9 protein-coding genes are annotated in these 12,415 nt (G+C 44.7%); all 9 read right to left on the bottom strand.

All coding sequences use genetic code 11. The features are described from left to right. Positions 1 to 35 precede the first annotated feature (35 nt). The 9 genes from AB4Z08_RS10575 to AB4Z08_RS10535 all read right to left on the bottom strand — a co-directional run bounded on the left by AB4Z08_RS10575 (position 36) and on the right by AB4Z08_RS10535 (position 12,400). Positions 36 to 1,484: a glucosaminidase domain-containing protein gene (locus tag AB4Z08_RS10575; RefSeq protein ID WP_441573695.1), complete on the bottom strand. Its 1,449-nt coding sequence runs from the start codon at positions 1,482 to 1,484 to the stop codon at positions 36 to 38. A gap of 24 nt (positions 1,485 to 1,508) precedes the next feature. Further along, positions 1,509 to 2,150, bottom strand: a complete 642-nt coding sequence (locus AB4Z08_RS10570) for an O-methyltransferase (RefSeq protein ID WP_441573694.1) — start codon at positions 2,148 to 2,150, stop codon at positions 1,509 to 1,511. Positions 2,151 to 2,400: 250 nt separating this feature from the next. Continuing rightward, positions 2,401 to 3,099: a TIGR00730 family Rossman fold protein gene (locus AB4Z08_RS10565; protein ID WP_441573693.1), complete on the bottom strand. Its 699-nt coding sequence runs from the start codon at positions 3,097 to 3,099 to the stop codon at positions 2,401 to 2,403. Between the two features lie 457 nt (positions 3,100 to 3,556). Further along, positions 3,557 to 4,684, bottom strand: coding sequence for a TIGR03364 family FAD-dependent oxidoreductase (locus AB4Z08_RS10560; RefSeq protein ID WP_441573692.1), 1,128 nt, complete (start codon positions 4,682 to 4,684; stop codon positions 3,557 to 3,559). A gap of 20 nt (positions 4,685 to 4,704) precedes the next feature. After that, on the bottom strand, positions 4,705 to 5,382 hold the full coding sequence (locus AB4Z08_RS10555) for a phosphonatase-like hydrolase (RefSeq protein ID WP_441573691.1): 678 nt from the start codon (positions 5,380 to 5,382) through the stop codon (positions 4,705 to 4,707). Between the two features lie 198 nt (positions 5,383 to 5,580). Then, on the bottom strand, positions 5,581 to 6,174 hold the full coding sequence (locus AB4Z08_RS10550) for a hypothetical protein (protein WP_441573690.1): 594 nt from the start codon (positions 6,172 to 6,174) through the stop codon (positions 5,581 to 5,583). A 41-nt stretch (positions 6,175 to 6,215) separates the two neighbouring features. Next, positions 6,216 to 7,625 (bottom strand): FAD-binding oxidoreductase, encoded by a 1,410-nt coding sequence (locus AB4Z08_RS10545; protein ID WP_441573689.1) that lies wholly within the window; start codon positions 7,623 to 7,625, stop codon positions 6,216 to 6,218. A gap of 47 nt (positions 7,626 to 7,672) precedes the next feature. After that, complete coding sequence (locus tag AB4Z08_RS10540) at positions 7,673 to 8,695, bottom strand: PorP/SprF family type IX secretion system membrane protein (protein WP_441573688.1); 1,023 nt, start codon at positions 8,693 to 8,695, stop codon at positions 7,673 to 7,675. 6 nt (positions 8,696 to 8,701) lie between these two features. Beyond that, positions 8,702 to 12,400 carry a DUF7948 domain-containing protein gene (locus AB4Z08_RS10535; protein WP_441573687.1) on the bottom strand — a complete coding sequence of 1,233 codons (3,699 nt, stop codon included), beginning with the start codon at positions 12,398 to 12,400 and terminating at the stop codon, positions 8,702 to 8,704. Between the last annotated feature and the right edge of the window lie 15 nt (positions 12,401 to 12,415).

Here is a 12,415-nt window from a genome sequence, read left to right as displayed (position 1 = left end):
TTATTTAACAATTATAAGCGCAAAAAGATCGCAGCTTATTTATTCACCAGCAGGCGCTGACCGATTTTTATATCGAAGCCCTGCAAATTATTCCATTCCTGTATCTGCGTAACAGACTTATTGTACATTTTAGCAATGCCATACAGTGTTTCCTTGGGTTGCACATCGTGGTACTGTGCCCCGGCTTTCTGCACCGGCGCTGGTTTTGGCGTTGCAGGAGCTGGTGCTGGCTGCGGCATGGAAGCCTTTGGCGTAGTGGTGCTACCAGAAGTAGTCACCTCCCCTGCTTTCTTCAGGTCTTCAATCATGGCAACAGGTATACCACCCTTTGGCTGTTGGGCAGGTTTGGTTTCCGGCACTGCGGTGGGTCCGGAAACATTTTTTGCCACTTCTTCCTTCATGCCTTCCAGGGCTTTACGAGGAGAGAAATCTTCCGGCGGTTCCTGGTCTTCTTCCTTCAGTACCCGGGTATTTTTAGCTAACCGGGGAGCGCTGTTGGCAAAACCGTCCAGTGTTAAGCGCTGTCCGGCTGCAGGCTCCTCACCTTCATTCATTTTATTGCGGCGGCGCAACCATCTGAGCTGCACCCCTTCTGCCTGGGCCACGTCATGCATGGTTTCGCCATTGGCTACCGGATGAAATTCTTTATTACCCCGCTTACTTTTCTTTTGTAAGAAGATGATCATATCTTTTGCGGGAGGATTATCATTTTCGAGGTCATTGAAGCGTACCAGTTTGCGCAGGCGCATATTGCGCTGATCGGCTACCTGGATCAGGGATGTACCAGCCTTTACATAAACGGCTTTACGGCCATTGATTTCAAATATGCCTTTCGGATAATTACCGGCTACGGGTTTATTGTAGTTATGATTACTTTTTCCGGAAGATGCTTTCCCTTCCTGCTTGGGTGTTACCTCAGCATACAGTGTATTATCGATCTCTGTAGCACTGCCTGGCGCAGCCTTTCCCATGGCAATCATCGTATATTGTTGCAGGTTATAGTCTTCTATCACCTTGATCAACTGCTGCGGGTAGGTTTTGTTAGTGGCGTATCCGGCCTGTTTTAATCCGAAGGCCCAGGATTTATAATCATCTCCGTCAAATTGGAAAAGAAAGGCATAACGAGGGTTATTATGCAGAAAATCGGAATGGTCCCGATAGGAATCACGCGCGGTTTCATACACCCGGAAGCACTCCTGGGCAGCATCATCATCGTATTTAATGGTTTTGCCGGTCCAGGTATTCTTACATTTAATACCAAAGTGGTTATTCGACTGCAAACACAAAGTACCGTTGCCGGATTGTGTTTCGATAATACCCTGCGCCAGTTTGATGGCGGCAGGCACGCCGGAACGGCGCATTTCCTCAATGGCTAAGTTTTTATAGGTAGCAATATACTGCGGGGTGGTCATAGACTGAGCCTGCAGCACGGAAACGAAGCCAATAAGAAAACTGACAACCAATAAGAATTTTCTTACTTGCATGTATTTTCGGATTTAATGGGCGTATTATTTCTTCCTGATCATCAGGACACCATCACGGATGGTGAGTAAAACCTGTTCGGCACGATCGTCCGCCAACACCTTCTCACAAAAACTGATCATTGCCTTCGCCTGGCGGCCCTGCTCATTTTCAGGTGCCAGCACCTGTCCGTGATACAGTACATTATCTGCCAGGATAAATCCACCAGGACGTAATTTATCCCACACCTGGTCGTAATATTGCTCATAGCCTGATTTGTCTGCATCAATGAATACCAGGTCAAATACTTCGTCCAGTTGTTCAATGATATCTGCAGCTTTGCCTATGTGCATTTTAATTTTATCTGCTTGTCCGCTTGCCTCAAAATAGCGATGACAAAGGGTTTCCAGTTCTTCATTGATATCTACGGTATGCAAAATGCCGTCTGTAGTAAGACCTGCAGCCAGGCAAATAGCAGAATATCCTGTATAAGTGCCCAGTTCCAGGATACGGCGTGGATGAATCATATGACTCACCATGCTTAAAAATTTCCCCTGTACCTGACCGCTTAACATATGCGGCAGCTCTACTTTCAGATGTGTTTCCCGGTTCAACTGATGCATCAGTTCACTTTCTGCACTGGTGTATTTTTCTGAATAGGCCTCTACTGCTGCCGGTATGAGCTCCATATATTAAAATATTAGAATTTCTGCAAAGCTAAGGAAAAAGCAGAAGGCAGAAAGCAAAAAGGTAAAAGCTATTATAGCGGATGATGACCGGGATGCCCACCTGATATATACGTAAACGTTATTTATAGGCATTTTATTCTGGCGAAAGCTGAAAGCAGAAATCAAAAAGCTATTGCCGCGGATAACCATAAACGTTAATCATCCCCTGCAATAGCTTTTTGATTTCTGCTTTTCGCCTTAAGCGCTCCTGTTAGAAGTTAGGTCTTAATTTATTGGTGGTATAGAAAACACGGAAATATTCCACTACTTCTTCTGCGGTATCAAACAACTGCAGCAGATCAAGGTCCTGTGGATTAATGTTGCTCTCTTTTTCCATCATCACGTTGCGGATCCAATCCAGCAGGCCACTCCAGTACTCACGACCTACCAATACCATGGGGGTTTCCTCCATTTTCTTGGTTTGAATCAGAGTAGCAACTTCGAAAAATTCATCCATGGTACCAAAACCACCCGGCATCATCACAAATCCCTGGGAATATTTGGTGAACATCACTTTGCGGACAAAGAAATAGTCAAAATTCAGGCTGTTTTCCGGATCAATAAACACATTGGGATGTTGCTCATGTGGGAGGGAAATATTGGCGCCCACAGATTTACCATGTGCAGCCTGCGCGCCTTTGTTGGCAGCTTCCATTACACCGGGGCCACCACCGGTAATGATACCGAATCCCTCTTCCGCCAGTTTGGTGGCTATTTCCTGGGCCAGATCATAATAATGGTTGCCCGGTTTTGTACGTGCCGAGCCAAATATAGATATACAGGGGCCGATTTTTGCCAGCTTCTCAAAGCCTTCAACAAACTCCGCCATAATTTTGAATATCTGCCAGCTGGAATGCGCTCTTGTCTCCGTCCAGTCTCTTTCCTTAAGATTCTTTATACTGCTGTTCATGCGATTACTTTTTATTATACATAAAACACCTTCCACCTGCATGCACGTGGAATACTGTAATTTATATAATAATTAGCTTACAGACACTGCATTAAAAACAAAAAAGCAGGTAACTATAGAGAAACCTGCTTTACATTTAACACGTTATGAACGTGCAGCGATGTTAAAAAAACATCGCTGCAGAAACGTTGCTAATGCTGGCAATTAAAAATAAATATTGTTGAAAATGATTCGAAAGTTAACTATCGTTTTATTCAACAGGTGTTTTCATAACGCTTAATCTGAATTTAATTTATCAATTATTTGAGCAATAACCTAATTTAAATTTATCGAGATTACGCAAAGTATCTTTTATAAAGCGGAAGGCATAGCGCATAAAGCAAAAAGCTATTATAGCGAATGAGTTAAGCAGGTATTGGCTCCTATCATTCGCTATAATAGCTTTTTGCCTTATGCGCTATGCTGTTATCTCCTGTGCCAGGCCAAACGACAATGTCATTCCGGCGCCGCCCATTCCATTTACAATCGTTACATTTTTTTCTGGTGAAAACACCAGGTCCGTTTCACCATTGGTGAGCTTTGGATAGATGCCATGCCATTGTTCCTGTATTGTATAGTCCGGTGCCTCCAGGAAGGTATGCATATATTTCAGGATCAGGTCATTGATAAATGCCTTATCAAATGGTTCGAAGTCCGGACCATATTCATGTGAATCCCCGATGGTGAGTTCACCGGCACCATTTTGAGAAATGAGCAAATGAATGCCCCACTTCACATACTCCGGCATCTCCGCCGCAAAGCGTTGTTTCAAAGGTACCAGCGCTTCACAGCTATCAAACGCTGAATAATGTGCCAGTGTTAAACCTGCACACAGCGCAGGTCCCAGCTGCCAGTTCCCTGGCTGCGGAATTGTACGCATCATCTGCAGTTTGCACTTTTTCAGTGGTGCAGCCGTAAACTCAGCAGGATAAAGCGTTTCGAAGTCGGCTCCGCTACATACAAACACTTCATCCACTTTCCACTTTTCTGCCCTGGTTTCAATGTAAGGCATGTTGATACCATTTACAGCCGTACCAAAACGAACGGTGACATTCATTTTTTCTTCGAGATACTTTGCGATGGAAGCACTGGCCTGACGCGGGTTTACGGTCATTTCAGTGGCACTCCACATGGCACCTTTTAGTCCGCTGGTTTTAATGGCCTGCGTATATTTTCCTACCTGTGATGGCGTCAGTAATTCAACGTCATATCCATTGCCGGGAGCTGCCTGCGCAAATTCTTCCAGCACGGCCAGTTCATCTTTTTCATATGCCAGGTGCAAGGATCCTGTTTCCTGGCACTGCAGGCCGGTGGCGGCTGCCAGCTCCTTCCAGGTAGCCCTGCTACGCATGGCACGGTCATGCATTTTTCCGGCGGTTTGACCCACCGGCCATACCAGACCGAAATTACGGATGGAAGCACTGATCGCTTTACTGTTCCGTTCAAATAAAACAACTTTTTTCCCTTTGGCCGCCAGGTGGTACGCCATCGCTAAACCTACAATACCAGCGCCTATTACAGCCACATCTGCCTGTTGTTGTTGCATGTTATAAGAAATGAATAGTATTAAAAAATGGAGAGCAGTTCATCCAGTGTAGCCACTAAATGTGTATGCGGTCCCTTCTCCAGCTCTTCACGGGTATATGCGCCGGTGGTAACACCTATCACATAACGGCAGCCTGCATTGGTACCTTCTTCCAGATCAGAAATGGTATCGCCGGTTTTAGCTACCGACTGTATACTGCGGATTTCCAATTCTTCCATAATACGATATATCATGTACGGATAAGGACGACCAAAAGGTACTTCATCACTGGTAGCAACGGCATCAATCAATCCGTTTTTCTGCCAACCCACTCTTTCGAGAATTACATCAGTAATGGCACGATCAAAACCTGTGTCCAGCGCCACTTTGATTCCCTTTGCTTTTAATGCGGCAAATACAGCTGATACACCTTCTTTTTCACGTACCGCCGGATGGGTAGCATAATATGATTTCATATCGGCCACGAAACGATCATGCAACTGGCTGATAAATGCCTCGTCACTATAACGGCTATCCTGTTTATGCTGCAACAGGTAACGGATAGCATACGGCTTCGCATATCCCATTACCTCATTTACTTCTTCTACCGTTACGGAAACTCCCGCCAGCTGAACGGTTTGCTGTAATACTTTCGCCACATTGGACTCATCATGCAGGGTAGTACCCGCAATATCAAAAACAACTAATGCTATTCCCATCTTTTCCTGATTATTAAAATATTCCGCAAAGATATGCAGTCGGTAAAATAAAGTTTAGCATTTATAAACATTTAACATGCGGTTAATATTGTAGCCAGGATACCTGCTGCCAAAAAGAAAGCCGGATCATCTGTTGAACAGATGATCCGGCTTTCCAGTTATATGTCTGCCTGAAAAAATCAGTAAAAAGAAGGCTATTTAAAATCCTAAACCTGCCCCCACCCTGTATATCAGGTTATTATTATAGGGAGACCGGCTGTCCTGCAATACATCATATAAAATTGAAATACCAATACCAACTCTTCCACCAACACTCTGTGTATAACCCGCACCTATCAGCAAACTCGGCACACCATAGTTGGTTTTAAAGGTTCTTTTATCATCTCTTCCCGGTGTATCATAAACGGTAGAGGACTGTGTTACAAAGTTGTACTCCGGCTGAATATGTATAAACAGCATAGGCAGCGGATATACACGCCCCCATACTCCCCCGCCAAAAATGGTATACTTGTCGCGTTGTATGGTCCTGTCAGTAACATAATCAATGGACTTGTATTGTCCGTATTGTGCATTCACATTAATACCGGCCGCGATGTACTCTGAGAAACGATAACCCACCAGCGGAGAAATATCTACATTGGTATAATCTCCAAACACCACTCCCAGAGAGCCTCCCAGTATCAGCTTAGAGCGATCAAATCCTTTATGCGTGAGCGTATCTGTTTTATAATATTGGCCATGTGCCAGCTGCACGGCAGCCAGTAAGAAAAAACATATCAGAAAACGTTTCATGTTCAGATTTATTAGGTTTAACTATTTCCCGGAAGAAAAGTTTAACAATCAAAAATTTTACCCCGGTTTAATATATTTTTCGGATCAAAGATCTGCTTTATTTGCTTCATGAGCTGCATAGACGTCTGATCAAAAATTATATCCATATAGTTCTTCTGCACCAACCCAATACCATGCTCTCCGGAGATGGTACCACCGAGTTGTTTTACCAGTTCAAATATTTCCCGTATTCCTTCCGTGAGGGTACCGTTCCACTGTTCTTCCGTAAGGGTACCCCTGATAATATTTACATGCAGATTACCGTCACCGGCATGCCCATAGCATACAGAAAGAAATCCATACTTACTACCGATTTCCTTTACACCTTTCAGCAAAACCGGCAACTCCGCGCGGGGAACTACTGTATCTTCTTCTTTATACACGGAGTTTGCTTTCACTGCTTCTGCTACCCGGCGGCGCAGTTTCCAGAGTTCATCTTTCTGCTGTGCATCTTCTGCAAACAGGATTTCACCGATATCAAAACTTTCTACCACACCTGCTATTCCTTCCATTTCCTGCATCAGTACTTCAGGATAGTTACCGTCTACTTCTATCAGGAGATGAGCTTGTATATCGTCTTCGATTTTAACAGCACTACTTTGTACATATTGGGTCACCCATTCCAGGGCATCTCGTTCCATAAACTCCATGGCAGAAGGTGTATATCCTGCGCGGAAAATAGCACTTACTGCTGCACAGGCACTTTCGGCAGAACGGAAAGGTACCAGCATCAACAAGTCGTTTTTGGGCAATGGAATCAATCTTAATACTATTTTGGTAACAATACCCAGAGTGCCTTCGCTACCCACTATCAGCTGAGTAAGATTATAACCGGTGGCGTTTTTCAGGACATTGGCGCCGGTCCAGATAATTTCCCCGTTTGGCAGTACCAGTTCCAGGTTCAGTACATAGTCCTTTACCACGCCATATTTCACTGCTTTGGGGCCACCGGAGTTTTCGGCAATATTTCCGCCTATAAAACAGGTACCCCGGCTGCTGGGATCCGGTGGATAAAACAATCCCTTTTCCTTCACTGCATTCTGCAGCTCTTCGGTGATAACGCCTGGCTCGGTGATGACCTGCAGATTCCTTTCATCGATCAGGGTGATGCGGTTAAACCGTTCCATAGAAATAAGGACGCCGCCAAACTGTGCCAATGCACCACCACTGAGGCCAGTCCCGCCACCACGAGGCGTTACAGGCAACAACTCCTGGTTACATAAACGCATAATACGGCTTACTTGTTCTGTGGTATCCGGCTTCACCACCACTTCGGGTAGATAGTGCAGGTCTTCAGTTTCATCCTGCGCGTACCGGCTCATACTTTCTTCGTCGGCCAATACATATTGCACTCCGGCTATTTCCCGTAATGCCGCTATGTGGGCGGCAGTTACTTTATTGAACGTTGTCATGAAACAAAAATAATCATAATGCCGGTTTGGTGGTAATATCCGGCAGATTAAAAAGAGGGACAGATGGTAGACCTTCTTGCATTGCTGAAAGAGCGGTTGGTGTACAAACCTGTATATACAATTCCCAATTCATAAGCACCACGGCGATTGTTCGCAGCAGACAATCCAGACGTGGTAATATCGTAGTTAAACATAAACTTTATAGCATTCAGCTGGTACCCTACCAGGAAAATAGCCGCATCATTGGCCCTGTAGTAAAGTCCACCGAACAGTTGCTGTACCCCATCTCCTGAAAGATTATAGGCAGCATTTGCACCCAGCATCAATTCCTTTGCCCCCGCCTGTGTAGCGTAATACGCTGCCGGGTTAAGGATCACTTTATCACTCATCTTGATACTGGCATTCAGGAAACCAATGTAACGACGTGGTATCACATTGTTGCCGTCATAAAAAGTTTCCCGGGGCGTGTTAATATGTTGTACCGAAAAGCCGGCATTTACATAAATATTCTCCGTAGGAAAATACGCATAGTTCATACCTGCCTGTAAATCAAAATAATTCACACTGCTTTGCGTAATAGGCTCACCGGTAGGAATCTGCGAATCAAAGAATTTTCCATTCCACTGATCACCAAATGTCAGCTTGGTGATATCCACCCGTTTACCGGCTGAACCGGCATTAAATCCTAATGACAATAAACTGCTTTGTCCCAGTAACTGATGGTAAGCTATAGACGCATATCCTTTGGTAGAAGTAAGATTGCCGGCACCTGCCACATCGCGAAGCAGTACCCCGCCAATACCTACCCAACCATATTCAAGTCTGTCGCGGAACAACTGGAAGTCGCCATATACAGACATGGTTTTATAAGGCACTGGAATAGTGGCCCATTGATCACGGTAATTAATACCAATACGGTAGTTTCCATCCGGAATAAAACCAGTATTCGCTGGATTAGTTGTCAATGGCGAATTGAAAAATTGTGAAAAGTGAAGGTCTTGTGCATAACCTCCCACAGCAACAATTAACAATATTGCCAGGCATGTTGATAATTTAACAATCTGATTCATGGCTCATCATCTTAACAAGGTTACACTTCCTGATCTGCTGCCTTTCGTGCCATCTGTAAACTCAAGGTTTACAATATAGGCGTAAGCATCCATGGGCTGAACATTTCCTTTAAACCGGCCATCCCAGCCGATCCGGGGATCAGAACTTTCAAAAACCAATTGTCCCCAACGATTAAATATTTTAAGATTGAATTTGGTCGCACCAAAAGCTTTCACATAAAATATATTGTTCTTGCCGCTGGGTGCAAATGCATTCGGCACATCGAACAACGGTACTACTATTGCACTCACCTCTTTACAGGTGGTAGCAGTACATCCTTCTCTGTTAAAGGCGGTCAAACAAACATTATAGGTCCCTGATCTCAGGTATTGATGTGAAGGGCTTGCCACTGAAGTAGTATCTCCATCTCCGAAATTCCAGAGGAAATGAGATGCATCCGCAGAGGAAGTATTCACAAATTGAACAGGTGTGTTTTCTATTGGTTTAGTAGGCGAATATTCAAAATCTGCTACCGGCGGATTCGCCACCAGTATAAATTTGGAGATACTGTCTCTTTTATTGCAGGTATTAGGATCCAGCACCAGCAAGGAAATTTTCCAGCGACCTGATTTTCTGAAAGTATGCAGTGGATAAGGGTCTGATGAAGTGCTGCCGTCATCTTCAAAGGTCCAGGTAAAAGATTCTCCACCGAGTGTGGTATTATCCATCTGCAATTCTGTGCCTACACATACTGTATCGGGAAGCGTAAATGCTGCTACCACGTTAATGGCTACACGCAATGCCTTTGTTTGTGTTTGCGGGGCATTACAGAAGTTGGTATCTATCAGTGTTAAAGTGGCATTATAAATACCAGCTGCTTTGTAATAATGGAAGAGCGGGAAGGTATCCAGTCCTGTGTAGAAAGGAGGTGTACCATCACCATAATCCATGATAAAAGAACTATCTCTGAACTGGTTGGCCGGTGTAACAGACAGATTGGTGAACATGTATTTCAGACTATCACAAGGATCCTGTCTTTTTGCGTCAAAGTTGAAGTCTGCCTTATTATTGCCCAGTTTCACGGTGATATAAGCGGTATCTGATACGTTACAGCTTTCGGGATCAATCTTCACCAGTCTTACACGGTAAATGCCCACTTTGGTAAACGTATGTTTCACAGTATCCAGTTCCTGTCCTCCTGTCTGGAGCGGGGAACCATCATCAAAAAACCATTCAAATGTTTTACCGGGTCGACGGGTAGTATCCACAAACGTAATTGTTTCCGGTACGCAATAATTCACGCGGCGATCCAGTGTTTTGATCCCTGCCTTTATACCATCCAGGTTAAATGCAATTTTCAATGCGCCGAAGTTACAACCCGGAGGCGGTGTACTGGAGTAAGCACCCGGTGTGGTTGGATACCTGGGTTTGAAATTACCCTGTACATTACACCAGGCGCAGATACCCTGGTAAATGATCCCATTTTTATCAAACCGGCTGGTACCTCCATCTACGTGTTCAAACAGACCATTACCACCAAAGAAGCTTCCATACAGTTGCTGCGTGGCATCACGTTTTAATACAAAGAAATAAAAGTCCATGCCATCAGTCGTACGTTGCAATGCATCAGGCGTAGTACGAAGTCCTGTGGTACCGGAGTTAGGATATCTCAGGTTGATATTAATACCACCGCCCCAGCCGGATACGTATACATTTTCACAACGATCTACCAGGAAAGCAGTAGGTGAAATATTAGGCGCACTGATCATAGTTTTGCTACGACCAAAGGTGGTAGAATATACGAATTCACTCAGGTCTGCTTTTAGCTTGCAAATAAACTGAAGGCTGTTATCATTGTAATAACCGGCAGGTATCTTAATTGGCCAGTTGCCTTCTGTAGTACCTGTTACATACACAAAACCGTTTTTATCCAACTGGATACCGTATATCTGATCGGCAGATGCATTGTCTGACCCCAGAAAAGTACTTTGCAAAATAGTTTTTCCGTCATTGGAGATATGCGCTATAAACCCGTCACATACACCACCACGATAATCTTTATACAACGGAGTTCCCTTTATGGGAAAATCGCTGCTGGCGGTTCCACCAGCCACATACAAGGTATTGAGACCATTTAAGGCAATTACGTAAGCAGCATCCTCTTTAGTACCTCCCAGGTAACTGGCCCATACCAGGTCTCCGCACATGGGGTTTATTTTCATAATCACCCCATCCTGAGAACCACTGATTTTGTCCTGGAAAACACCGGGCGTTACCGGAAAGTCACCCGAGCGTGTACAGCTGGCTACGTAAATATATCCTGCATCATCTATCACGACTTCGCTACGTGCATCATCACCATAATTGCGTAACAACACAGAAGGACCCTGGAAACGATCTGCCCTGATATTTACCCCATCATCTGCACTACCTGCTATGATCAGGGAACCAATCAACGCAGTACCTGTTGCGTTTAATTTAGTAATGGCAATGTCCCATCCTCCCCTGTGATCGGCGCCTATAATTTTTGTACTGGGATAGTCCGCTGAAGTCGTTCTGCCGGAAATCACCAGGTTACCCTGGGGATCTACAAACAAACTATGTGGCTGATCCAGGCCATTTCCACCTAAGTAAGTAGCATAAAGCAGACGGGTACCGTTCGAATTAAACTTGGAAATGCCGATATCAAAAGCGGAATTACCACCGCCGGGTCCCTGGAAAACACTTTGTACGGCCCCGGGCGTTACGGGGTAACCGCTTCCAAATACAATTCCCCCACCGTAAAAATTACCGGCATCATCATATGTAGCGGTAAAGCCCCAGTTATCTGAACGGGAGCCGGATACAGTAGAGAAAACATAAATCGGATCTATCACAAGTGTATACGCCGGATCATATTCTCCTGATACCTTAAAGCCTACTTTATTGCCATTCAGCTTATAAGCCACCTTTACGGATATACGTTGATTATTAATATACTGGTAAGCATAGGGTAACTGTTCAATCGCATCACCTACAGAAGTATGTACATAGAGTTGTCCTTTCTTCAGTTCCATGCTGGTAGCGCCTTCATACTCCAGTTGAATTTCATTCGGATTAGCACCGGGATGCACAATCAGGTCGTACTTCAACTGAGATGCTTCGGAGTAAATGTGTGCATCTATACCTGCGTAAATACCGTTATAGGTAACTCCCTGAAACGTTTTCACATTGGAAGCCCATTTGCTGGGATCATTACCCAGGATATAGTTACTCATGGCTTCCTGTTCTTTTTCAGGAGCGATTTGTAAACCAGGAGAGGTGTTTAGAAAATTGACATTGTATGCATGCCCTCTCACGTTGGGGAGTGAGCCTGCTGGTCTTGGTGGCGAAGGCACACCGCCATCTCCCAGATAAGGATGCGAGGGAATAGCACTTGCTGCAGTGGCATTGCGGGGAACAAGCGCAACGCTGTCATGGGCACCAGGGTGTCCATGTACGGCTTCATCCAGCGCATACATATCTGCTTTGTTATACAGGAGAAAAGTAAAACTTGTTTTCCGCAGGAAGATAGAAGCACCGTCCAGCTCTGTTTTATAAATAACGTCCTTGTTCCACTGCCCTTTGTTCTCTATAAAATTCAGCGGGGTGTAATTCGCAGATTGCTGCTGTGCCTGGGCGATTCGTCCTGGCAACAAAAAGCAAATCATCCATCCAATAAGACCAGTCGGGAAGGTAAATTTCAACGGGATTAGATTTAT

Source organism: Chitinophaga sp. RAB17 (assembly GCF_052114225.1).
In the GTDB taxonomy this organism is placed as follows: domain Bacteria; phylum Bacteroidota; class Bacteroidia; order Chitinophagales; family Chitinophagaceae; genus Chitinophaga.
This window is presented reverse-complemented; position numbering and strand designations above follow the sequence as displayed.

What these genes read in the sequence shown, in the direction of transcription:
- AB4Z08_RS10575 (WP_441573695.1), bottom strand. Translation starts at nt 1,484, where the DNA reads ATGCAAGTAAGAAAATTCTTATTGGTTGTCAGTTTTCTTATTGGCTTC.
- AB4Z08_RS10570 (WP_441573694.1), bottom strand. Translation starts at nt 2,150, where the DNA reads ATGGAGCTCATACCGGCAGCAGTAGAGGCCTATTCAGAAAAATACACC.
- AB4Z08_RS10565 (WP_441573693.1), bottom strand. Translation starts at nt 3,099, where the DNA reads ATGAACAGCAGTATAAAGAATCTTAAGGAAAGAGACTGGACGGAGACA.
- AB4Z08_RS10560 (WP_441573692.1), bottom strand. Translation starts at nt 4,684, where the DNA reads ATGCAACAACAACAGGCAGATGTGGCTGTAATAGGCGCTGGTATTGTA.
- AB4Z08_RS10555 (WP_441573691.1), bottom strand. Translation starts at nt 5,382, where the DNA reads ATGGGAATAGCATTAGTTGTTTTTGATATTGCGGGTACTACCCTGCAT.
- AB4Z08_RS10550 (WP_441573690.1), bottom strand. Translation starts at nt 6,174, where the DNA reads ATGAAACGTTTTCTGATATGTTTTTTCTTACTGGCTGCCGTGCAGCTG.
- AB4Z08_RS10545 (WP_441573689.1), bottom strand. Translation starts at nt 7,625, where the DNA reads ATGACAACGTTCAATAAAGTAACTGCCGCCCACATAGCGGCATTACGG.
- AB4Z08_RS10540 (WP_441573688.1), bottom strand. Translation starts at nt 8,695, where the DNA reads ATGAATCAGATTGTTAAATTATCAACATGCCTGGCAATATTGTTAATT.